Genomic DNA, 22,559 nt, shown 5'->3' with positions numbered 1-22,559 from the left:
GCGAAGCCACGGCTGACTCCTACTGCGTCGACCAGACTCCGAGCTCCGTGCCCGTCGGGTCGGCGAAGTGCAGGCGTCGCCCGCCGGGGAACGCGTACGGCTCTTGGAGGATCGTTCCGCCGGCCTTCTCGATAGCCGCCTTCGTGGCGTCGAGGTCTTCCGAATAGAGCAGTACGAGCGGACCTCCGACGGGACGCGGCTCGTCGGCCAGCATCAGACCACCGGTTTCGTTGCCGTCGCCTCGTGGCGACACGATCCCGGCGTATCCGGGGCCGTAGTCGTTGAAGCTCCAGCCGAAGGCGTCACCGAAAAAGCTCTTCGACGCCTCCATATCGGTGACGACGAGCTCGATGTAGTCGAGTGAGTGGTGCAAAGGGGAACTGGTCATGGCGCCACCGTAGCGACCCCGACCGACATCGAGCGGAGGTCGCCGAATGCGCGCCGTCGGAGGAGTAGCGTTGAGGCGTGCCGCAGGTCTCCCCGTCCCCCGTCTCGACACCGGGGTGGAGAGCCTGGGTGATCTGGTCGGTCGGAGTCGCCGCTTACGTGTTGGCCATCACGAACCGCACATCGCTCGGCGCTGTCGGCGTCGAAGCGGCCGACCGCTTCCAGGCGGATGCATCGACGCTCGCTCTTTTCGCCGTGGTCCAACTCGCCGTGTACGGAGGAATGCAGATCCCGATCGGAGTGCTCCTCGATCGCTTCGGCTCGCGCCCGATCATGACCGTCGGCATGCTGCTGATGGCCGCAGGCCAGCTGACCATGGCCCTCTCCCCCAGCATCGGCATTGCGATCTTCGCGCGCGTCCTGCTCGGTGCCGGTGATGCCGCGATCTTCCCCGCGGTGCTACGACTCGTCGCGACCTGGTTTCCCGCCCAACGCGGGCCGCTCATGGTCCAGTTCACCGGCATCATCGGTCAAGCCGGCCAGCTGATCGCCCTGGTCCCGCTGGCCGCACTCCTGCACGCCACCAACTGGACCATCACCTTCGGCAGCATCGCGGGCCTCGGTGTGCTGTTCACCATCCTCGTGGCGCTGGTGATTCGCAACCATCCCGCAGAGCGCGGCGCCGACGTCACGGTGAACACCGATACCGGTGTCGTCCGCGTCGTCACCTCCGCCATAGATACCGGTGTCGGCATACGTGCCGCCTGGGCACACCCGGGCACGCGGCTGGCCTTCTGGTCGCACTTCACGACCCCGTTCGCGGGTACCGCGTTCGTGCTGCTCTGGGGAATGCCCTTCCTCACTGCGGCGGAAGGGCTCGACACGGCCCACGCCGCGGGAATCATCTCCGTATATGTCGTGGCCGGCATGCTTCTGGGACCCCTCATCGGCGACCTCTCCCGGCGGCTTCCGAATCACCGGTCGCTCGCGCTGGTGCTCCCCGCCGTCGGGGTACAGATGGCAGCGTGGGCCGCTGTCATCGCTGTGCCCGACACCGCGCCCATCTGGCTCCTCTATGTGCTGGCGATCGCCCTCGCGACCGGAGGGCCCGCCTCCATGATCGCGTTCGACCATGCGCGGACGCACAACCCCACCCACCGTCTGAGCACCGCCACCGGTGTGACGAACGCGGGAGGGTTCATCGCCGCGCTCATCGCCATCTTCCTCATCGGCCTCGCACTCGACCTGCAGGGCGCCGGCACTCCCGAGACATACTCGCTCGAGGCCTTCCGGATCGCGTTCCTGATGCCGATCCCCCTCTGGATCATCGGCACGGTGTTCATCCTCATCGAACGCAAGCGGACGCGCATCCGCATGGGCCTCGATCCGGAACGTCGGCGCTGAGCGCACCCTATCGGAGCAGGTGCTGCAGCGTCTCCACGATGAGCTCGACGCTGACGCGCTCCGGCACCTCCTCGTCGCCGGCTTCGAACTCCGCGAGTTCGATCCCCCGGACCGAATCGGACGGCAGCGCCGCGAAAATCGCCGCCACGTGGTGAGGCAGCAACCCGCCTCCGACCCGGTAGGCGGCGGGGATGTACCCGGGTTCGAGCACGTCCCAATCGACGTGGATCCACACGGGACGTCCGGCGACGAGTTCGAGGACGCGCTCCGGCGTGCTCTCGGAAGGAGCGAGAACGGTGACCCCCGCTTCGGCGAGCAACTCACCCTCAGCGACGTCGATGTCTCGACCGCCGACCACGATCACCTGCTTCGGATCGATGCCGTCGCCGTGCCCACTGTCCCAGAGTCCGCACGCCGCGGCCAGGACCATACCGCCGAGATAGCCCGAATCCGTCGTATCCGGAGTGTTGAAATCGCCGTGTGCGTCGATCCAGAGCACGACGGCGTCGGGATGGTGCTCGGCAGCAGTGGGAAGAGTGCCGAGGCTCGCCGCGCAGGTGTTCGTGATCAGGAGGGGTGTCGCGCCCGTAGAGATGGCGTCGTGCACCGCTGCGCGCAATCCGCTCAGAGTCGCCTCCGCTTCGGGAAGCGCGACGGACCAGTCATCGACCAGGCCCGGTGTCGGGGTGCCGACGACGTGCGGTTCGATCTCCAGCAATGCCGAGACCGCGTCACCCACGCGTCGTGCCCCCACGAGCGCTCCGTCGGTGCGATCGGCCACTCGGCCTTGGGAGACGATGAGCGCGTAGGAAGGTGCCATGTCCCCAGCTTTCCATCCGCGGGATGTCAGGACAAAACGTGGAGTGATGCGGACACGGCGGCCGCGCGGTACCGGCGTCTCAGCTCCGACGAGGCGTCCATCCGGAAGGCAACGGTCCATTCCGGACAGCACGTTCGCGGTCCGCGCGCGCGGACCAGCCCTGTGCACTGTCGGCCGTGTCGAACGCACCCCGCGCCAGTCGGAGCCCGACATCCTCGTGATGCATGCGCGGCGCGCCCCCGCGACGCACCGATGCCCGCACGCTCCACGCGTCGTCGGCGAACCCGCCGCCGCGGAAGACGCGGTAGTCGTCATAACGGGCGGGATCCAACAGGTCCCAGCACCACTCCCAGACGTTGCCGAGCGTGTCGAAGAGACCGTTGAGGTTCGGCAGCTTGCCGCCGATGTCCTGCGGAGAGGACACCCCGTCCGCACTCGTCCATGCCGCATCGGCAAGAGGCGCATAGTGCGGACCTGTCGACCCGGCGCGGCAGGCGAACTCCCACTCCGCTTCGGTGGGGAGCCGGTACCCGTCGGCGGTCGTGTCCCAGGTCACCTCCTCGCCATCGAACAGATAGACCCGATCCAGGCCCTCCCATTCGGATGCGGCGTTGCAGAAGTGGATCGCGCGCAACCAACTGAGGTCGGCGGCGGGGCGACGCGGATGGCGCACCGGGATGCCCAGCACCTCGGTGAGCTGTTCCTCGGTCACCGGATACACACCGATCCGGAACGGCTCGAGTGTCACATCACGCCGCTCGTCACGACGCGCATCGTGCAGCGTCAGGACACCGGCGGGTATACGCGCCAATTCGAAGTCGCTCACCGATCCCCCGCAACCGAGGAACCGCTTCGCATCACGAGGGCACTCGTTCGACCCAGGACGGGTACTTCGCCGTACGGCCATCGCCCGACGAGGTGCGCGTCACGCGTCGGCGGACCCAGGGACCGACGAACTCCCGGTAGTAGGCGAGCCCCGATGGCCCGGTACCCAGTCGATCATTCGGGGCCCACCATGTCGCCGGGGGCTCGAAGCCGAGCGCGTGCAGCACGCGGGCAGCGACACGGTGGTGACCCGCCGCGTTCATGTGCAGACGGTCATCCGCCCAGTACGCACCGCGCGAGAGCTCACGATCCGGCCAATTGAGTGCTCGGACCACGTCGGGGCGCTCTTCGATCCGCCGGAGCACCGCGTCGGAGAGCAGATCGCCCCGCCGCTGGACGAGGGAGCCCATCGGGAGCTGCCCGCTGGGATTGGCACCCGAGAGCAGGATCATGGTCACGCCTTCCTCATCGCACCGACGCAGCACTCGGCTGAAGGCATCGGCGATGTGCTCGACATCGGTGCGCGGGCGCAGCATGTCGTTGCCACCGCCGTTGAAGGAGAGATGCGTCGGGCGCAGGGCGAGCGCGGGTTCGAGCTGCTGCTCGACGATCGGCCAGGCGAGCTTGCCCCTGATCGCGAGGTTCGCGTACTGGATGGAGTGGCCCGCCGCGTCCGCCCAGCCTTGGGCCGCGAGATCGGCCCAGCCGCGCTCCCGCCCATCCGGAAGAACGTCACCGACCCCCTCGGTGAACGAGTCGCCGATCGCCACGTACCGCACATCTGCCATCGTCCCAGCCTATTGCGGCTCACGACGCGCCGCGTCAACGGTCGTCGAGAGCCTGACCACCCCGATCGACGAGCCCCCATGCCGCGGCGGCCGCACCGAGGAAGCACACGCCGAACACGGCGAACAGCAGCGGAGCCCCACCGGCGATCAGAAGGACCGGTACGGAAAGCGGCGCCACGATCGATGCGATGCGGCCGACCCCGGCGGCCCAGCCCGCGCCCGTTCCCCGCAACGACGTCGGATAGATCTCGGGCGTGACGGCGTACAGCGCGCCCCAGGCACCCAGGTTGAAGAAGGACAGAGCCATGCCCGCAGCGATGATCGCTCCCTCGGTCGTGGCCGTGCCGAAGATCACAGCCGAGACGGCCGACCCCAGAAGGAACACCGACAGGGTCAGCCGCCGCCCCCAGACCTCGATCAGCCACGCGGCGACCGCGTATCCCGGAAGCTGCGCGAGCGTGATGATCAGTGTGAATCCGAACGAGCGGACGAGATCGAACCCGGCGTCCACGAGGATGCTCGGAATCCAGATGAACGCGCCGTAATAGGCGAAGTTCACGCCCAGCCACACCACCCAGAGGCAGAGGGTGCGCAGGCGGAACTCGGGGTTCCAGAGCGTGGCGAGGCGGGCCCGAGCCGTGACCGCGATCGCGCGGGACGCCGGCTCCTTCCGAATGGCCGGGGGCGTCCCCACACCGGCATCAGCCTCGAAGGCCGAGACGATGCGATCAGCTTCCGCGATGCGCCCACGCGAGGCGAGCCATCGCGGAGACTCGGGCATCCGCCACCGCACGAACAGTGCATACACGGCAGGAATCGCGCCGAGCGCGAAGGCCCAGCGCCAACCGTCGTCGGACGCCGGGATGACCAGGAACCCGATGACGGCGGCTGCCGTCCATCCGAGCGCCCAGAAGGCCTCCAACGCGACGATCAGACGACCGCGGATTCGGGCAGGAGCGAACTCGCTCACGTACGTCGACGCGACCGGGAGCTCGGCACCGAGGCCGAGCCCGACGAGGAATCGCAGCACGAGGAGTGCCGCGATTCCGCCGACGAGCGCGCTGGCCCCGGTCGCGATGCCGTACACGAGCAGGGTGAGAGCGAACACCTGGCGGCGACCGAAGCGATCGGCCAGCAGACCGCCGAGCGTCGCACCGATGGCCATCCCGATGAAACCGACCGAGGCGATCCACCCCGCCTCGCCCTTGGTCAGTCCCCACTGCTGCGTGAGGGCCGCGAGGATGAAGGAGATCAGACCGACATCCATCGCGTCCAGGGCCCATCCGAGCCCGGATCCGGTGAGCAGCCGGAGGTGTCGACGCGTGAACGGCAGGACGTCCAGGCGCTCGGCCAGCGATGAGCGGCTCGGCAGGGCGGTGTTGGCCATGCTCCTCATCGTAGAGCCGAGCGCCGGACGCCCCGCACGCGATATCGTCAGTCCTGCGCGCCGAGGATCCGCTTCACCCGAGGGATCACTTCCGTGCCGTACAGCTCGATGCTGCGCATCATCGACTCGTGCGACAGTGTGCCCGTGGCGTACTTCAGGTCGAAGCGGCCGAGACCCAAGGTCGTGATCGTGTCGGCGATCTTCGCGGCGACTCGATCCGGTGAGCCCGCGTAGATCGCCCCTTCCGGACCGACATCGTTCTGGAAACGCGCGCGGCTGTATGCCGGCCAGCCGCGCTCACGGCCGATGGTGTTGTTCATCGCCTCGAATCCGGAGTACGCCGCGTCCCAGGCCTCCGCGTCGGTCTCGGCGATGTGGCCCGGGGAATGAACGGAGACGGGGTGCGAGGTCGTGCCGAACGACGCCACCGAGCGGTGGTACAGGTCGACGAAGGGCTTGAACCGCGCCGCCGGTCCCCCGATGATCGCGAGCATCAGCCCCAGGCCGTGACGCGCGACGCGCACGACGGACTCCGGGCTTCCACCGACACCGACCCAGGTACGCAGGCCCTTCTCGGTCTTGGGGAACACATTCGCGTTGTCGAGCGACGCCCGCATCGTGCCCGACCACGTCACGGGCTCTTCCTTGAGCAGCTCGACGAAGAGCTCCAGCTTCTGCTCGAACAGTGCGTCGTAGTCGCGGAGGTCGTAGCCGAACAGGGGGAAAGACTCGATGAAGGATCCGCGCCCGAGAACGACCTCGGCGCGACCGTCCGAAAGCGCGTCCAGCGTCGAGAAGCGTTCGAACACGCGTACCGGATCGTCGGAGGACAACACGGTCACCGCGGTGCCCAATCGGATGTGTTCCGTGCGAGCCGCGATCGCGGCCAGCACCATCTCCGGCGCGGACACCGCGAACTCGGCGCGGTGGTGCTCCCCCACCCCGAAGAAGTCCACTCCCACCGTGTCTGCGAGCTCTGCCTGCTCCACGACGTTGCGGATGGTCTGCGCTCCGGTGAGGAGCTCTCCGTCTGCGTCCCTCGTGATGTCCCCGAAGGTGTCCAGCCCGAATTCGATGCCCATGTCATCCCTCTCTATTCAGGTGAATGAACACGCGGCGATCGAACCGCATTCCCGTCAGCGCGGAAGCAGCGCGCTGCGCAGCGTGTCGAGGCCGACCCCACCCATGTCGAGCGCGCGCTTGTGGAAGCCCTTGAAGGAGAAGGCGTCGCCCTCCGCCGCACGGACGCCGTCACGCACCTGCTCCCAGATGCGCTGACCGACCTTGTACGACGGAGCCTGCCCCGGCCAGCCGAGGTAGCGGTTCACCTCGAACTGCACGAACTGATCCGACATGTTCACGTTCTGACGCATGAAGTCGAGTGCGTACTCCGCATCCCACACTCCCGTGCCATCGAGACGTGGCTTGCCCAGGTGTACGCCGATGTCGAGCACCACACGGGCCGCCCGCATACGCTGCCCGTCGAGCATGCCGAGTCGATCGGCGGGATCGTCGAGGTAGCCGAGCTGCTCCATCAGACGCTCGGCGTACAGGGCCCACCCCTCGGCGTGGCCCGAGGTGCCGGCCAACAGCCGGCGCCAGGAGTTGAGCTCGGCCCGGTTGTACACGGCCTGGGCGATCTGCAGGTGGTGGCCCGGCACGCCCTCATGAAAGACGGTGGTGAGCTCTCGCCAGGTGTCGAACTCCGTGACGCCCTCGGGAACGGACCACCACATACGACCGGGACGCGAGAAGTCGTCGGTCGGGCCCGTGTAGTAGATGCCACCTTCCTGGGTGGGCGCGATCATGCACTCGAGCGTGCGGATCGCCTCGGGGATGTCGAAGTGGGAGGCTCCGAGTTCGGCGACCGCGCGATCGCTCGTCTCCTGCATCCACTTCTGGAGAGCGTCGGTGCCCACGAGCTTGCGGGCAGGGTCGGCTTCGAGGTGGGCCACGGCCTCTTCGACGGAGGCCCCCGGCAGGATCTCATTCGCGATCGCGGTCTGCTCCGCCACCATGCGCGCGAGCTCTTCGCGGCCCCACTCGTAAGTTTCGTCGAGGTCGATCGTCGCACCGAGGAAGCGACGGGAGTTGAGCGCGTACAGGTCGCGTCCGACGGCGTCGACCTCTCCGGCGGCGGGGGCGAGTTCCTCCGCGAGGAAGCGGCGCAGCTCGTCGTACGCGACGCGTGCGGCGGCGGAGTTGTCGGCGAGAGTACGCGCGAGCGAGGCAGGCAGCTGACCTTCTTCGGGGTCGGCCTCCGCGACGAACGCGGCGAAGAATCCGTCATCCGCGGTGTAACGGTCGATCTGCGTCGCGACCTCGATCACTTGACGACGTGCCGGCGTCACCCCCTCGGCGATACCGGTGCGCAGCGTCTCGACGTAGCCACGGAGGGCGTCGGGAACAGCGGCGAGCCTCGTCGCGATCACATCCCAGTTCTCGACGGTCGCGGTCGGCATCAGGTCGAAGGCCGCGCGCACATCCTGCGCCGCCGAGGCGATGACGTTGAGATCACGCAGATGCCACTTCGCGTCGTGCAACTCGAGATCGAGACGCAGCTCCGCGCCCAGGTCGGTCTTGGTCACCTCGTCGATCGCGTCGACGGGCTCGAGGGCCGAGAGCCTGTCGAGCGTCGCGCGAGTCGCAGCGGCGATCTCTTCATGCCCCGCGGGGCTCAGGTCACCGAAGCGATCGTTCACCTCGTCGCGGCCGATGTAGGTCCCGAGAGTGGGCGCCAGTACCGCGATCGTGTCGACCCATTCATCGGCGACGGCGTCGATGGCGGAGGGAGTGCGGGGAGCTGAAGTCATAGCTGTCAGCCTAATCCCCGACCCCCTCTCGCCGCCGGGTCTCAGTGCGCTGCTTCGTTCCAGTCGCGGCCGCGTCCGACCTGCACGTCGAGCGGCACCGAGAGCTCGGCCGCATCCCCCATCCGGGCGCGCACGATCCGCTCCGTGGCATCCCACTCCCCCGGAGCGACCTCGACCACGAGTTCGTCGTGGATCTGCAGCAGCACGCGAGAGGAGAGCTGCTCGGACCGGAGATCGTCGTGGATATGCAGGAGCGCGATCTTCATGATGTCGGCCGCACTGCCCTGGATCGGAGCGTTGAGCGCCGCACGCTCGGCGTTCTCGCGCAGCACCCGGTTCGGACTCGCCAGGTCAGGGAACGGGCGACGGCGACCGAAGATCGTCTCGGTGTAGCCGACCTCCTTCGCCTTCATCACCGAGGCCCGCAGATAGTCGCGCACGGCGCCGAAACGTGCGAAGTACTCGACCATGAGCTGCTTGGCCTCAGACTGCTCGATACGCAGCTGCTTGGAGAGACCGAAGGCGGAGAGGCCGTAGACGAGACCGTACGACATGGCCTTCACCTTGGTGCGCATGGCCGCAGTGACGTCGCTCGGCTCGACGCCGAACACCCGCGCGCCGACGAAGCGGTGAAGGTCTTCTCCGCTGTTGAACGCTTCGATCAATCCTTCGTCACCGGACAGGTGCGCCATGATGCGCATCTCGATCTGCGAGTAGTCAGCCGTGAGCAGAGACTCGTACCCCTCGCCGACTTCGAAAGCACTGCGGATGCGGCGAGATTCCTCGGTGCGCACCGGGATGTTCTGCAGGTTCGGATCGGTGCTGGAGAGACGACCGGTCTGGCTTCCGGTCTGCACATAGGTCGTGTGCACACGGTGGTCGTCGCCGATGGCCGTGTCGAGCGACTCGATGATCTGGCGCAGCTTTGTGGCTTCGCGATGCTGCAGCAGAAGGCTCAGGAAGGGATGGGGATTGCTCTCCTGCAGGTCGGCCAGCACCGCGGCATCCGTCGAGTAGCCGGTCTTGGTCTTGCGGGTCTTGGGGAGCTGGAGGTCTTCGAACAGGACCTCCTGGAGCTGCTTGGGCGAGCCGAGGTTGAACTCCCGTCCCACGACGGAGAACGCCTCCTGCGCAAGCCCTTCGGCTCGGGTGGCGAGCTCACCGGAGAATGTCGACAGCACGTCGTGAGAAACCGCCACGCCCGCGACCTCCATATCGGCGAGGGTGAGCAGTGTCGGGAGCTCGATGTCGACCAGGACCGCGGCGACCGGCTCGGGGATGTCTTCGCGAAGCGCATCGGCGACGCGAAGCGCGAACCATGCCTCCTGCGACGGGGTGGCCCCCTCCGTCTCGGGGACGAGCTGCGTCGGATCGGCCTCGGGAAGCTTCTCGCCGAGGTAGCGCTCGACCAGATCGGAGAGCGTCTTGTCGGGGAAGCTGGGGCGCAGCAGCCAGCCAGCCAGGCTCGTGTCGTAGGCGAGCCCGCCGAGGCGGATGCCCTGGCGGATCAGCGCCTTCACCTGCGGCTTCGCGTCGTGGAGCACCTTCGGCGCATCGGACTCGATCCATCCGCGCAACGCTTCGGCGGCGGCGTCTGCCCAGTCGGTCTCGCGGAGCTCGGTCAGCGTGGCGGCACCGATGCGCACGGGGACCCCGCCTTGGGTCGTGATGCGCAGAGAGACGTCGCCTTCCTGAGCCGCGGCCCACGTGGCGAGGTCGGTCGGCGTCACCTCAGCGGGGACGGGAAGGACGACAACGGATGCGGGGTCGTCGGCGACCTCGCCTGCGCCCACGGCCTCGAAGACGCGAGGCAACAGGGTGCGGAACTCGAGGCGCGCGAAGATGTCACGCACAGCCTGCGGATCGATCGGTGCCACCGCGAGATCGGCGGGGCCGACCGGAAGCTCGACGTCGGTGAGCAGGCGGTTGAGCTTGCGGTTGCGACGGACGTCCTCGATGTGTTCGCGGAGGTTGCCGCCGACCACGCCCTTGATCTCATCGGCACGGGCGATCAGCTCATCGAGCGAGCCGAACTGCGTGAGCCACTTGACCGCGGTCTTCTCGCCGACCTTCGGAACGCCGGGGAGGTTGTCGCTCGTCTCCCCGACGAGTGCCGCGATGTCGGGGTACTGCTCTGGTCGCACCCCGTAGCGCTCCTGAACGGTGGACGGGTCGTAGCGCTTGAGCTGGGAGACACCCTGCACCGACGGGTACAGCAGAGTGACATCGTCGTTGACGAGCTGGATGGTGTCGCGGTCGCCGGAGACGACGAGCACTTCGAAGCCCTGCTCCGCGCCCTGCGACGCGAGGGTCGCGAGGATGTCATCGGCCTCGATCCCCTCTTTCGTCAGGACCGGGATGGACATGGCGGCGAGGCAATCCTGAAGGAGAGGGATCTGACCCTTGAACTCCTGCGGCGACTCCGACCGCGTCGCCTTGTATTCCGGGTACTCATCCGTGCGGAACGAATGACGCGAGGTGTCGAAGGCGATCGCCAGATGCGTCGGCTGCTCGGCCTTGATGAGGTTCACCAGCATCGACAGGAAGCCGTAGATGCCGTTGGTGTGCTGATTGTCCTTGGTCGTGAAATTGTCGACCGGGAGGGCGAAGAAGGCACGATAGGCGAGCGAGTGGCCGTCGACGACCATGAGGGTAGGCTTTGCGGAGTCCGTCACCCTGTCAGCCTAACGAGGACGACAGACACCCGCTGAGGAGGATGCATGAGCGACGTCGCGATGAGCGAGGGACTCGACTGGGCCGCGGCCCGTGGAATGGGTGCTCTGGCCGAGAAGATGGACATGGAGTTCGTCGAGTTCAGCGTCGAGCGCTGCGTCGCGACCATGCCCGTCGAAGGCAACACCCAGCCGGTGGGACTCATGCACGGCGGCGCCTACGTGGTGCTCGGGGAATCCCTCGGATCGATGGCGGCGAACCTGCACGCCGGTGCCGGCCGACTCGCCGTCGGTGTCGACATCAACGCGACGCACACGCGTTCGGCGACCTCGGGCGTCGTCACGGGAGTGTGCACGCCCGTGCACCTGGGCAGGAGCATCACCGTTCACGAGATCGTGGTCACGGACGATCAGGGGCGCCGCTGCTCGACGATCCGCATCACCAACATGATCAAGGACCTTCCCGCCGAGCGCTGAGCGGTTCCTCCAGCAGTTGCTGGAACAGCAGGTGGTCCTGCCACTCCCCCGCGATGCGGAGGTATTTCGGCGCCATACCGATGCGCTCGAAGCCGTTTCCGAGCAGCACCCGTTGTGACCCGAGATTGTGCAGCAGCGTCGCCGCCTGCAGCCGATGGAGGCGCAGTTCTGCGCGCGAGTACTCGATGATCTGCGCGACCCCGCGGCTCGCGAGCCCACGGTGCAGCCTCGACCTGTCGACCCAGTATCCGAGGTCGGCGCTCCAGAACGCGCCACGGACGATGTTGTTGATGTTCATCCGTCCGCGGATCTCTCCGTCATCGGATTCGATGACGAAGCGGATGCTGCGGCCACTGGCCGCATCATCCACGCATTGCTGCACATGCTGCTCTTGCGAGTCGACGGAGAAGAACGCTTCGCTGCGGGTGGGTTCCCACGGTGCGAGATGCTCGCGGTTCGCGAGATAGGCGCGCGAGAGCGCAGCGCCATCGCCCCGCCGTACGGGCCGCAGGATGTGCTCGGTATCGAGCCGGAGGATCCCGGCGTCCACCGCTACTTCTTGGGAGCGAGCTGTTCGATGATCGCCTTGGCGACGTCCTGCATCGTCAGACGGCGGTCCATGGACGCCTTCTGGATCCATCGGAACGCCTCGGGCTCGCTCAGGCCCATCTTCTCGTTGAGGAGGCCCTTGGCGCGGTCGACGAGCTTGCGGGTCTCGAAGCGCTCGACCATGTCGGCGACCTCAGCCTCGAGCGTGATGATCTGCTCGTGGCGGGCCAGCGCGATCTCGATCGCGGGCAGGAGGTCGTTCGGGGTGAACGGCTTCACGACGTACGCGAGAGCACCCGCCTCGCTGGCACGCTCGACGAGTTCCTTCTGGCTGAATGCCGTGAGGAGGACGACGGGGGCGATGTTGCCCTTGTGCAGCTTCTCGGCGGCACTGATGCCGTCGAGCTGAGGCATCTTGACGTCCATGATGACCAGGTCGGGACGCAGCTCGGTCGCCAGAGCGACAGCGGTCTCTCCGTCACCGGCCTCACCGACGACATCGAAGCCGTTGTCGCGGAGGATCTCGACGATGTCGAGACGGATCAGCGACTCATCTTCGGCGACGACGACGCGTCGGGGTGCGGATGACGTGGGCTGCTCAGCCTGCTCTTCTTGCTCTGTCACACAACCATCCTAGTGGAGTGCCCCTGTCCACAGGCCGTAGGCGCTCGGCGCGGACGTTCACGCGCCTCGTCTGCGCTAAAGTCGTAGACGCGACACACGAGCCGGCGTGGCGGAATGGCAGACGCGGAGCACTCAAAATGCTTTGTCCGAAAGGGCGTGTGGGTTCGAGTCCCACCGCCGGCACCCTCGATGAGACTACCTCCGTCGTCTCCTCCGCGCCCGCCGGTCCTCTCCCTCGAAACGGCCCCGTGCGCTAGAAAGTCCTTATGCACAGAGGCGACGAGCTGCCTGCCGCACACGCTGCACGTCCGCGACGTCGACGCCGTGCCCTCATCGTCATCGGCGTCGTCCTCGCCGTGGCTCTCATGCTCCTCGCCGCCGAGGTGACACGGAGAGCCCTCGCCGAGCAGGACGAAGCCCGAGCGGATCCCGCGTTCTACACCCTCCCCTCTCCCCCGCCCCGGGAAGATCCGGGCGAGATCATCCGCATCGAGTCGATCGAGAGCGCACCCGTGGGCACCGTCGCGTGGCGCGTGATCTACCACTCTCGCGATCTCGTGGGGGCAGACATCCCGGTCTCCGGCGTGGTGATCGTCCCGGATGGGCCTGCTCCCGAGGGCGGACGCACCGTGATTTCCTGGGGCCATCCCACCACCGGTGCGGCATCGACGTGTGCGCCTTCACGCGGCCTGGATCCGTTCCAGTACATCGAGGGGATGCATGAACTGCTCGCCGAGGGCTACGCGGTCGTGGCCACCGACTATCCGGGGCTCGGCGTCGAAGGCGCGTCGTCGTATCTGCTCGGCGTGCCCGAGTCCAACAGTGTGCTCGACATCGTCCGGGCGGCGCGACGGATCGACGACGCACACGTGAGCGACCGGGTCGTGCTGTGGGGACACTCGCAAGGCGGGCAGGCTGTGCTCTTCGCTGCGGAACGTGCAGCGGAGTACGCGCACGAGCTCACGATCGAAGGTGTCGCTGTGGCGGCCCCCGCAGCGAACCTGAACGCTCTGATGACCGACGACATCGTGAACCTCTCCGGCGTCACGATCGCCTCCTTCGCCGTCCCGGCCTACGAGGCCGCCTACGCCGAGCAGTACGGCGCCACGGAGATCACAGACATCCTCACGCCCGCCGGGCTGAAGGCGACGCCGGACATGGCCGCGCTGTGCCTGCTCACGCAGAACGAGGAGATCCACGCGATCGCCGACCCGCTGGTCGGCGGGTATGTTCGGAGCGACCCCGCCACGACCGAGCCGTGGCAGACGATGCTGCGGGAGAACAGTGCGGGGAACAGTCCCATCGGAGTGCCCGTCTTCGTCGGCCAGGGAGAAGCCGACGAACTCGTACTGCCGAGCGCGACCGAGGGCTACGTGAAGCTGCTGTGCACGCAGAACGCCGAGGTGACGTTCCACCGCTATCCTGACGTCACCCACGGCCTCGCCGCCTATGCCGCCCTGCCCGACCTGCTGCTCTGGCTCCCGACGCTGGACGGAGACCGCCCTCCGTCGGACGGCTGCCGGTGACCTTCTGCTTCTCGACGGGGAGCTACTCCGCGAGAACGGCGAGTTCCGCCAGGACGCGAGGATTCGCGAGGATCCGGAAGTGCCCGCCCGTGTCGAGGCGGACGTTCTTGGCTCCGGCGAGTTCGCTCCCCTCCGGGATATGGGGGTCGAACGCCGCATAGACCGACACGATCCGCTCGTTCACCGTGAGCTGCTGCGCGAGGCTCACGATCGACGGGTCTTCCGGTGAGAACTCCCGCAGAGTCCGCGACAGCATGAGCCGGGCATAGCGCGAACCCCCGAACGGGGTCGCGATCGCGAGCATCGAACGCACTCGCTCGCCCGCGGGACCCGTCATCACGACCTTTCCCGCGAGACCCCCTTTGCTGTGGGCGACGAGGATCACATCGTCGAGCCCGTTCTCCGTCAGGAACGCCTCCACAGCCCGCGCCATGTCCGCCACCGGTCGCTGATTCCGGTGAAGCGTATCGACGATGTGGACCGGATGCCCGCGGTCGTGCATGGCGGCGACGAGCGGCTGCAGGAACCGCCACGTCTCATAGACGCCCGGAAGGACGATGATGTGCGCAGCACTCCCGGATGCGAAGGATGCCGGATCGGTGCGGTCGAACATCGCGCGCACCTGCCAGTACCCGGCGTACACGTAGTCGGCGATCCACCACCCCGCTTTTTTCAGCACGCCGATGACGGGCTCCTCCGACGACACCACGGCTCCATGAGTGAAAACTACCCGATGCGCATGACAGAGGGGGCGAGACCGAAGTCTCGCCCCCTCTGGATGCTGTCCGTCAGACGCCGGCCTTGTAGATGGGGGCGGCACCGCGGATCGCGTCGCCGACCTTGTGCACACGAAGGTCGTTCGTCGATCCGACGATTCCGGGAGGGGAGCCGGAGATCACGACGACCTTGTCCCCTTCCTCGGCGAGACCGTTACCGAGCAGATACTCGTCGACCTGGTGATACATCAGGTCGGTGTGCTGCACCATGTCGACCAGGGTCGAACGGATGCCCCAGGTCAGAGCCATACGGCGACGGATGCCCGGCTCGGGCGTGAACGCGATCATCGGGATGCGCGAGCGCAGGCGCGACAGACGACGCGCGGAGTCGCCCGACTGCGTGAACACGCAGAGGAACTTCGCGTCGACGAACTCGGCGACCTCGAGAGCAGCAAGCGTGATGGCACCACCCTGGGTGCGGGGCTTGGTCGTGAGGGGCGCGATGCGCTCCAAGCCGTGCTCTTCCGTGGACGCGATGATCCGCGCCATGGTCTCGACGACGACCACCGGGTAGTCGCCGACGCTGGTCTCACCCGACAGCATGACCGCGTCCGCGCCGTCGAGCACGGCGTTCGCGACATCCGAGGTCTCGGCGCGGGTCGGCACCGGGCTGCTGATCATCGACTCGAGCATCTGCGTCGCGACGATGACCGGCTTGGCCATACGACGCGCGATCTCGACGGCGCGCTTCTGCACGATCGGCACGGCCTCGAGCGGAAGTTCCACACCGAGGTCGCCACGAGCGACCATGATCGCGTCGAACGCGTCGACGATCTCTTCGAGCGCGTCGACGGCCTGCGGCTTCTCGACCTTGGCGATGACAGGGACGCGGACGCCCTCTTCCGCCATGATCTCGTGCACACGCTCGACGTCGGCGGCGTTGCGCACGAACGACAGGGCGATCAGGTCGGCACCGATGCGCAGACCCCAGCGCAGGTCGTCTTCGTCCTTCTCGCTCAGCGCGGGGACGTTGACGGCGACGCCGGGCAGGTTGATGCCCTTGTTGTTGGACACGGCACCGGCGACGATGACCTTGGTCGTGACGGTGACGCCGTCGGTCTCGACGACCTCGACCCGGACCTTGCCGTCGTCGATCAGGAGGAAGTCTCCCGGCTTGACGTCATGCGGCAGACCCTTGAAGGTCGTCCCGCTGATGTCCTTGTTGCCGATGATGTCTTCGGTGGTGATCTTGAAGATGTCGCCCTTGGCGAGTTCGTAGGGGCCGTTCTCGAACTTGCCGAGACGGATCTTCGGACCCTGCAGGTCGACGAGGATGGCGACGGCACGGCCGGCGTCTTCTGCGGCACGACGCACATTGGCGTAGTTGTTCTCGTGCACGGAGTAGTCGCCGTGGCTGAGGTTCAGTCGAGCGACATCCACCCCCGCATCGATCAGTGCGCGCACCGTCTCATAGGTGGAGGTGGCGGGGCCCAGGGTGGCGACGATTTTCGCGCGTCTCAAAGATTTCTCCAGGGTAGAAGTGGGGGAAGGTAAATCAGGCGACGGTGCCGGCCTCAGCCTACGCGGGCTGAAGACCGATCGCGACATCACTCGGGCGCACCGGCTCGGGGAGCACGGTGGTGCCCATCAGGAACCGGTCGACGTTCGCCGCCGCCGCACGCCCTTCAGCGATGGCCCACACGATGAGCGACTGTCCGCGTCCGGCGTCACCGGCCACGAACACGCCGGGAACCGTCGACTCGTACGAGGAGTCGCGACGGAACGCACCCCGGTCGGTCACCTGCGGAAGCGTGTCCTCGGTGTATCCGCCCTGCTCGGGACCGGTGAATCCCATCGCGATCAGGATGAGGTCGGCCGGGATCTCGCGCTCGGTGCCGCTCTTGGGCACGCGACGACCGTCGACGTACTCCGTCTCCGCCACACGCAGCGCTCGGACCTCGCCGACCTCGTTGCCGAGGAACTCGACGGTGGATGCGAGGAAGACCCGCTCGCCGCCCTCCTCATGCGCAGACGAGACCTCGAACACGGTCGGCATCATCGGCCACGGCTGGTGGTCGGGACGCGTGTCACCCGGCTGCTTGCCGATCGCGAGGTTGGTGACGCTGAGTGCGCCCTGACGGTGAGCGGTGCCGATGCAGTCCGCTCCGGTGTCACCGCCGCCGATCACGATGACGTGCTTGCCCTCGGCGCTGATCTGGTCGGCGACCTTGTCTCCCGCGACCGCGTGGTTCGACTCCACGAGGTACTCCATGGCGAAATGCACCCCGTCGAGGTCACGGCCGGGGATGGCGAGGTCACGCGGCACGGTCGAGCCGGTGGCGATGACGACCGCGTCGTACCGCGCGCGCAGATCGGGCCAGGAGATGTCCTTGCCGATCTCGACACCGGCACGGAAGCGGGTGCCCTCCTCCTGCATCTGACGAAGACGCGACTCGAGCTGGGTCTTCTCCATCTTGAAGTCGGGGATGCCGTAGCGGAGCAGACCTCCGATGCGGTCGTCACGCTCGAAGACCGCGACGGTGTGCCCGGCGCGGGTGAGCTGCTGCGCGGCGGCGAGACCCGCCGGTCCCGATCCGACGACAGCGACGGTCTTGCCCGTCAGGCGCTCCGGCGGCTCGGGTTCGACCCAGCCCTTCGCGAACGCCTCGTCGATGATCGAGACCTCGATCTGCTTGATGGTCACGGCCGGCTGGTTGATGCCGAGCACGCACGAGCTCTCGCACGGCGCAGGGCACAGCCGTCCCGTGAACTCAGGGAAGTTGTTCGTGGCGTGCAGACGCTCGATCGCCGCGCGACCCTCACCGCGCCACGTCAGGTCGTTCCACTCCGGGATCAGGTTGCCGAGCGGGCACCCCTGGTGGCAGAACGGCACACCGCAGTCCATGCAACGGCCGGCCTGTCGACGGAGCACCTGCTTGTCACCGGGCTCGTAGACCTCTTTCCAGTCCATGATGCGCACCGGCACCGGACGTCGTGCGGGGAGTTCCCGCTCGGTCACCTTCAGAAAGCCTTTGGGATCAGCCACCGGTCACCTCCAGGATGCGGTTCCACACGATGTCGCCGTCGGGGTCGATCCCCTCGGCCAGCGCCTCCTCGCGCATGCTCCGCACAGCGGCGAAGTCACGAGGCAGCACCTTCACGAACTCTGCAGCGGTCTCCTCGAAGCTCTCGAGGAAGGATGAGGCCAACGGCGACGCCGTGCGCTCGACATGCGCGACCAGCAGGCTGCGCAGCACCTCGAGATCCGCTCGATCGAGCGGTTCGAGCAGCAGCTCTCCACTCCCGAGGGATTGCGCGTTCACCTTGCTCGTGTCGAGCGCGTGCACATACGCCACTCCCCCGGACATGCCGGCGCCGAAGTTGCGTCCGGTGGACCCGAGGATCACGGCCAGACCACCCGTCATGTACTCCAGAGCGTGGTCACCCACGCCCTCGACGACAGCGGTCGCACCGGAGTTGCGCACGAGGAAGCGCTCGCCGACGACGCCCGAGATGAACATCGTCCCCGAGGTCGCGCCGTAGCCGATCACATTGCCGGCGATCACGTTCTCGTGCGGAGCGATAGCGGAGCCGCGCGGCGGGCGGATCGTGATGTCGCCGCCGGACAGCCCCTTGCCGACGTAGTCGTTCGCATCGCCCTCGAGGCGGAGCACGATCCCCGGCGGCAGGAACGCGCCGAGCGACTGTCCGGCGGTGCCCTGCAGCGTGACGTCGATCGTGCCCTGCGGCAGACCCGCCGCCCCGTGCCGCGAGGTCACCTGGTGACCCAGCATCGTGCCCACGGCGCGCTCGGTGTTGGCGATGGGCAGCTCCACCACGACGGGTTCGCCGTTGAGGAGCGCCCCCTTCGCGATGTCGATGAGCTGCACGTCGAAATGCTTCTCGAGTTCGTGATCCTGTGTGCGCCCGCTGCGACGCGGCTCACCCGCAGGGAACACCGGTCCTTCGAGCACCGGAGTGAGGTCGAGCCCCTCGGCCTTCCAGTGCTCGACAGCGGCGTTCACCTCGATGAGGTCGGCACGGCCGACGATCTCGTCGATCGAGCGGTATCCGAGTTCGGCGAGGAGCTCGCGCACCTCCTCCGCGATGAACTCCATGAAGTTCACGACGAACTCGGGCTTGCCCGTGAACCGCTCGCGCAGCACCGGGTTCTGGGTCGCGACGCCCACCGGGCAGGTGTCGAGGTGGCATACACGCATCATGATGCAGCCGCTGACCACGAGCGGAGCCGTGGCGAAGCCGAACTCCTCGGCTCCCAGCAGGGCTCCGATGATCACATCGCGACCGGTCTTGAGCTGCCCGTCGACCTGCACGACCACACGGTCGCGCATGCCGTTGAGCATGAGCGTCTGCTGCGTCTCGGCGAGACCGAGCTCCCACGGCGTACCCGCGTGCTTGAGCGAGTTCAGCGGGCTGGCCCCCGTTCCCCCGTCGTGACCGGAGACCAGGATGACGTCGCTCAGTGCCTTCGCGACACCCGCCGACACCGCACCGATACCCGACTGGCTCACCAGCTTGGTGTGGATGCGTGCCTCGGGATTCGCCCTCTTCAGGTCGAAGATCAACTGCTTGAGGTCTTCGATCGAGTAGATGTCGTGATGCGGCGGCGGCGAGATCAGGCCCACCCCGGCGGTCGCGTGACGCGTGCGTGCCACCCAGGGGTACACCTTGGTCGGGGGCAGCTGACCTCCCTCGCCGGGCTTGGCACCCTGCGCGAGCTTGATCTGGATGTCGTCCGCCTCGGTGAGGTAGAGGCTCGTGACACCGAAGCGTCCGGAGGCGACCTGCTTGATCGAGCTGCGGCGTTCGGGGTCGACCAGCCGATCGGGGTCCTCGCCACCCTCGCCCGTGTTCGACTTGGCCCCGATGCTGTTCATCGCGATCGCAAGGGTCTCGTGCGCTTCCCGGGAGATCGAGCCGTAGCTCATCGCCCCCGTGGAGAACCGCTTGACGATCGCGGACACCGGTTCGACCTCGTCGAGCGGCACGGGCTTGCGTGTGCCGGTGCGCAGGGTGAAGAGTCCGCGCAGGGTCTTCAGCTCTGCGGCCTGCTCGTCGACGAGCTTCGTGTACTCGCGGAAGATGTCGTACCGCCGTGTGCGGGTCGAGTGCTGCAGCTTGAACACCGTCTCCGGATTGAACAGGTGCGGAGAACCGTCCCGACGCCACTGGTACTCGCCGCCGGTCCACAGACGCTCGTGCGCACGTGCGGCCGCATCCTCGGGATACGCGTAGTCGTGGCGCGCCTGATTCTCGGCGAAGATCTCCTCGATGCCGATACCGCCGAGCTTGGACTCGGTGCGCGTGAAGTACGCGTCGATGAACTCCTGGCTGAGGCCGACCGCCTCGAACACCTGAGCGCCCGCGTACGACGACACCGTGGAGATGCCCATCTTCGACATGATCTTGAGCACGCCCTTGCCGAGCGCGTAGATCAGGTTCTTGACCGCCTTCTCGGGCGTGATGCCGTTGATGTAGCCGGTGCGCACGAGGTGCTCGACCGTCTCCATAGCGAGGTACGGGTTGACGGCGGAGGCGCCGTAGCCGATCAGCGTCGCGACGTGGTGCACCTCGCGGACGTCACCCGCTTCGACGATGAGACCGACCTTCATGCGGTTCTCGCGCCGGATGAGATGGTGATGGATCGCCGACACCATGAGGAGAGACGGGATCGGGGTGAGGTCCTTGTTGGAGTCGCGGTCCGACAGGATGATGAACTCGGCGCCGTTCTCGATCGCCTCGTCCACCTCTGCGCACATCTCGGAGAGCCGGTCCTGCAGCGTCTGGGGCCCGGCATCGAAGTGGTACAGACCCCGGATGGTCGCGCTCGACCGGCCGGGCATGGCCTTGTCGATGTGGCGGATCTTCGCGAGCTCGTCGTTGTCGATCACCGGGAAGTCGAGCGAGACCGTGCGGGTGTGCTCCGGACCCCACGACAGCAGGTTGCTCTCCGGGCCGAGGCCCAGCTTGAGGCTCGTCACGACCTCTTCGCGGATCGAGTCGAGAGGCGGGTTGGTCACCTGCGCGAACTGCTGCGTGAAGTAGTCGAACAACAGCCGCGGACGCTTGCTCAGCACAGCGATCGGCGTGTCCGATCCCATGGCGCCGAGCGGCTCGACGCCGGTCTGCCCCATGGGGGTGAGGAGGATACGGACCTCTTCCTCGGTGTAGCCGAAGGTGCGCTGACGGCGAGTGATCGATGCCGGCGGGTGCACGATGTGCTCGCGCTCCGGCAGCTCGGCAAGACGCACGGCACCGGCGTCCAGCCACTCCTGCCACGGGTGCATCGTGGCGAGGTCGTGCTTGATCTCGCTGTCCTCGACGATGCGGCGCTGCGCGGTGTCGACGAGGAACATCTTCCCGGGCTGCAGGCGACCACGGCGCTTGATGCGCTCCGGCTCGAACTGCAGCACGCCGGTCTCGGAGCCGATGACCACGAGCCCGTCGGTCGTCTCGGTCCAGCGTCCAGGGCGCAGGCCGTTGCGGTCGAGCGTGGCACCGACGAGCGTGCCGTCGGTGAAGATCAGGGCGGCAGGGCCGTCCCACGGTTCCATCTGGTTGGAGTGGTACTCGTAGAACGAGCGCAGCTCCGGTGTGATGTCGGCCTGCTTCTCGTAGGCCTCAGGAACCATCATCATGATGGCGTGCGGCAGGCTGCGGCCGGTGAGGGTCAGCAGTTCGAGCACCTCGTCGAACGAGGCCGAGTCGCTGGCACCGTCGGTGCAGATGGGCAGGAGCGGGGTGATGTCGCCCAGCAGTTCGGATTCGAGTTGAGACTGGCGGGCGCGCATCCAGTTGCGGTTGCCTCCGACCGTGTTGATCTCACCGTTGTGGGCGAGCATGCGCAGAGGCTGCGCGAGCGGCCACGAGGGGAACGTGTTCGTGGAGTACCGGGAGTGCACCACGGCGAGTTCGGACGCGAAGCGCTCATCCTGCAGGTCGGGGTAGAACGGCTCGAGCTGGAGCGTCGTGACCATGCCCTTGTAGCCGAGCGTGCGCGCCGAGAGCGAGACGAAGTAGGCGCCGAGTTCGTGACCGGCGCGCTTGCGCAGCCGGTAGGCGACACGGTCGAGGGCGATGCCCGTGAGCGGCGCATCGGTGTGGGTCGCCCCTCCGGCGCTCACGAAGAGCTGCTCGAAGGCAGGACGGGCCTCATCGGCGAGCTTGCCGAGGTTCTCGTTGGCGGTGGGGACGTCGCGCCAGCCGAGGACCCGGAGGCCCTCGGAGCGGGCGATCTTCTCGATCCCGGCCTTCTGCTGGCGGCGCTCGCTCGAATCGCGGGGCAGGAACGCCAGTCCGGCCGCGTACTCCCCCACGGGCGGCAGTTCGAAGCCGACGACGGCGCGGAGGAACGCATCGGGCATCTGCGTCAGGATGCCGGCGCCGTCCCCGGTGCCCGCATCCGAGCCGATGGCTCCGCGGTGCTCCAGGTTGCGCAGGGCCTCGAGGGCCAACGCGATGATGTCGTGCCCGGCTTCGCCGCGCAGGGTCGCGACCATGGCGAGGCCGCAGGCGTCCTTCTCGAACGCCGGGTTGTACATGCCCTGCTT

The 22,559-nt window shown here is 67.3% G+C and carries 17 protein-coding genes and 1 tRNA gene; 4 read left to right on the top strand and 14 right to left on the bottom strand.

Annotation, left to right across the window (positions count from 1 at the left end):
* Window positions 1–19 precede the first annotated feature (19 nt).
* Window positions 20–388: a VOC family protein gene (locus B2869_RS05055; RefSeq protein ID WP_292763404.1), complete on the bottom strand. Its 369-nt coding sequence runs from the start codon at window positions 386–388 to the stop codon at window positions 20–22.
* Window positions 389–465: 77 nt separating this feature from the next.
* Here B2869_RS05055 and B2869_RS05050 point away from each other — a divergent pair, with 77 nt between their 5' ends.
* Window positions 466–1,791 (top strand): MFS transporter, encoded by a 1,326-nt coding sequence (locus tag B2869_RS05050; protein WP_292763402.1) that lies wholly within the window; start codon window positions 466–468, stop codon window positions 1,789–1,791.
* A gap of 7 nt (window positions 1,792–1,798) precedes the next feature.
* Here the strand turns inward: B2869_RS05050 and B2869_RS05045 are convergent, their stop codons facing one another.
* The 7 genes from B2869_RS05045 to polA all read right to left on the bottom strand — a co-directional run bounded on the left by B2869_RS05045 (window position 1,799) and on the right by polA (window position 11,099).
* On the bottom strand, window positions 1,799–2,611 hold the full coding sequence (locus B2869_RS05045; RefSeq protein WP_292763400.1) for an arginase family protein: 813 nt from the start codon (window positions 2,609–2,611) through the stop codon (window positions 1,799–1,801).
* Between the two features lie 79 nt (window positions 2,612–2,690).
* On the bottom strand, window positions 2,691–3,437 hold the full coding sequence (locus B2869_RS05040; RefSeq protein WP_292763398.1) for a formylglycine-generating enzyme family protein: 747 nt from the start codon (window positions 3,435–3,437) through the stop codon (window positions 2,691–2,693).
* Window positions 3,438–3,468: 31 nt separating this feature from the next.
* Window positions 3,469–4,224, bottom strand: coding sequence for an SGNH/GDSL hydrolase family protein (locus B2869_RS05035; RefSeq protein ID WP_292763396.1), 756 nt, complete (start codon window positions 4,222–4,224; stop codon window positions 3,469–3,471).
* Between the two features lie 34 nt (window positions 4,225–4,258).
* Entirely contained in the window at window positions 4,259–5,611 is a 1,353-nt protein-coding gene (locus tag B2869_RS05030) for an MFS transporter (RefSeq protein ID WP_292763394.1), read from the bottom strand.
* A gap of 47 nt (window positions 5,612–5,658) precedes the next feature.
* The gene (locus B2869_RS05025; protein WP_021200584.1) at window positions 5,659–6,693 is read right to left on the bottom strand and encodes an LLM class flavin-dependent oxidoreductase; all 1,035 of its coding nucleotides are present in this window, start codon (window positions 6,691–6,693) and stop codon (window positions 5,659–5,661) included.
* Between the two features lie 54 nt (window positions 6,694–6,747).
* The gene (locus B2869_RS05020; protein WP_136024897.1) at window positions 6,748–8,424 is read right to left on the bottom strand and encodes a DUF885 domain-containing protein; all 1,677 of its coding nucleotides are present in this window, start codon (window positions 8,422–8,424) and stop codon (window positions 6,748–6,750) included.
* 41 nt (window positions 8,425–8,465) lie between these two features.
* Window positions 8,466–11,099 (bottom strand): DNA polymerase I, encoded by a 2,634-nt coding sequence (gene polA / locus B2869_RS05015; protein ID WP_029259238.1) that lies wholly within the window; start codon window positions 11,097–11,099, stop codon window positions 8,466–8,468.
* 45 nt (window positions 11,100–11,144) lie between these two features.
* On the opposite strand from polA, the gene B2869_RS05010 reads away from it, so the two are divergent.
* Window positions 11,145–11,573, top strand: coding sequence for a hotdog fold thioesterase (locus B2869_RS05010; RefSeq protein ID WP_292763390.1), 429 nt, complete (start codon window positions 11,145–11,147; stop codon window positions 11,571–11,573).
* On the opposite strand, the gene B2869_RS05005 is transcribed toward B2869_RS05010, so the two are convergent.
* Window positions 11,548–12,123 carry a GNAT family N-acetyltransferase gene (locus B2869_RS05005; protein ID WP_292763388.1) on the bottom strand — a complete coding sequence of 192 codons (576 nt, stop codon included), beginning with the start codon at window positions 12,121–12,123 and terminating at the stop codon, window positions 11,548–11,550. The genes B2869_RS05010 and B2869_RS05005 overlap by 26 nt on opposite strands.
* A gap of 2 nt (window positions 12,124–12,125) precedes the next feature.
* Window positions 12,126–12,746 (bottom strand): ANTAR domain-containing response regulator, encoded by a 621-nt coding sequence (locus B2869_RS05000; protein ID WP_017830602.1) that lies wholly within the window; start codon window positions 12,744–12,746, stop codon window positions 12,126–12,128.
* Between the two features lie 100 nt (window positions 12,747–12,846).
* Between B2869_RS05000 and B2869_RS04995 the strand changes: the two genes are divergently transcribed.
* Together B2869_RS04995 and B2869_RS04990 are read left to right on the top strand one after the other, a co-directional pair.
* Window positions 12,847–12,929 (top strand) — tRNA-Leu (locus B2869_RS04995).
* A gap of 83 nt (window positions 12,930–13,012) precedes the next feature.
* On the top strand, window positions 13,013–14,272 hold the full coding sequence (locus B2869_RS04990) for an alpha/beta fold hydrolase (protein WP_292763382.1): 1,260 nt from the start codon (window positions 13,013–13,015) through the stop codon (window positions 14,270–14,272).
* Between the two features lie 22 nt (window positions 14,273–14,294).
* Here B2869_RS04990 and B2869_RS04985 read toward each other — a convergent pair whose 3' ends face one another.
* From B2869_RS04985 to gltB, 4 genes are all read right to left on the bottom strand, one after another.
* Window positions 14,295–14,981 (bottom strand): esterase/lipase family protein, encoded by a 687-nt coding sequence (locus B2869_RS04985; protein WP_292763380.1) that lies wholly within the window; start codon window positions 14,979–14,981, stop codon window positions 14,295–14,297.
* A gap of 79 nt (window positions 14,982–15,060) precedes the next feature.
* On the bottom strand, window positions 15,061–16,509 hold the full coding sequence (gene pyk, locus B2869_RS04980; protein WP_021200591.1) for a pyruvate kinase: 1,449 nt from the start codon (window positions 16,507–16,509) through the stop codon (window positions 15,061–15,063).
* A 58-nt stretch (window positions 16,510–16,567) separates the two neighbouring features.
* On the bottom strand, window positions 16,568–18,034 hold the full coding sequence (locus tag B2869_RS04975; protein WP_021200592.1) for a glutamate synthase subunit beta: 1,467 nt from the start codon (window positions 18,032–18,034) through the stop codon (window positions 16,568–16,570).
* The gene (gene gltB / locus B2869_RS04970) at window positions 18,027–22,550 is read right to left on the bottom strand and encodes a glutamate synthase large subunit (RefSeq protein ID WP_292763659.1); all 4,524 of its coding nucleotides are present in this window, start codon (window positions 22,548–22,550) and stop codon (window positions 18,027–18,029) included. Before gltB ends, B2869_RS04975 begins: the two co-directional genes overlap by 8 nt.
* Window positions 22,551–22,559: the final 9 nt, after the last annotated feature.

It is taken from the genome of Microbacterium sp. UBA3486 (genome assembly GCF_002377845.1).
GTDB classification, from domain to species: domain Bacteria; phylum Actinomycetota; class Actinomycetes; order Actinomycetales; family Microbacteriaceae; genus Microbacterium; species Microbacterium maritypicum_A.
Note: the sequence above shows the minus strand (reverse complement) of the source record. Positions and strands in the feature narration are given on the sequence as shown.

What these genes read in the sequence shown, in the direction of transcription:
- B2869_RS05055 (WP_292763404.1), bottom strand. Translation starts at nt 388, where the DNA reads ATGACCAGTTCCCCTTTGCACCACTCACTCGACTACATCGAGCTCGTC.
- B2869_RS05045 (WP_292763400.1), bottom strand. Translation starts at nt 2,611, where the DNA reads ATGGCACCTTCCTACGCGCTCATCGTCTCCCAAGGCCGAGTGGCCGAT.
- B2869_RS05035 (WP_292763396.1), bottom strand. Translation starts at nt 4,224, where the DNA reads ATGGCAGATGTGCGGTACGTGGCGATCGGCGACTCGTTCACCGAGGGG.
- B2869_RS05030 (WP_292763394.1), bottom strand. Translation starts at nt 5,611, where the DNA reads ATGGCCAACACCGCCCTGCCGAGCCGCTCATCGCTGGCCGAGCGCCTG.
- B2869_RS05025 (WP_021200584.1), bottom strand. Translation starts at nt 6,693, where the DNA reads ATGGGCATCGAATTCGGGCTGGACACCTTCGGGGACATCACGAGGGAC.
- B2869_RS05020 (WP_136024897.1), bottom strand. Translation starts at nt 8,424, where the DNA reads ATGACTTCAGCTCCCCGCACTCCCTCCGCCATCGACGCCGTCGCCGAT.
- B2869_RS05010 (WP_292763390.1), top strand. Translation starts at nt 11,145, where the DNA reads ATGAGCGACGTCGCGATGAGCGAGGGACTCGACTGGGCCGCGGCCCGT.
- B2869_RS04990 (WP_292763382.1), top strand. Translation starts at nt 13,013, where the DNA reads ATGCACAGAGGCGACGAGCTGCCTGCCGCACACGCTGCACGTCCGCGA.
- gltB (WP_292763659.1), bottom strand. Translation starts at nt 22,550, where the DNA reads ATGTACAACCCGGCGTTCGAGAAGGACGCCTGCGGCCTCGCCATGGTC.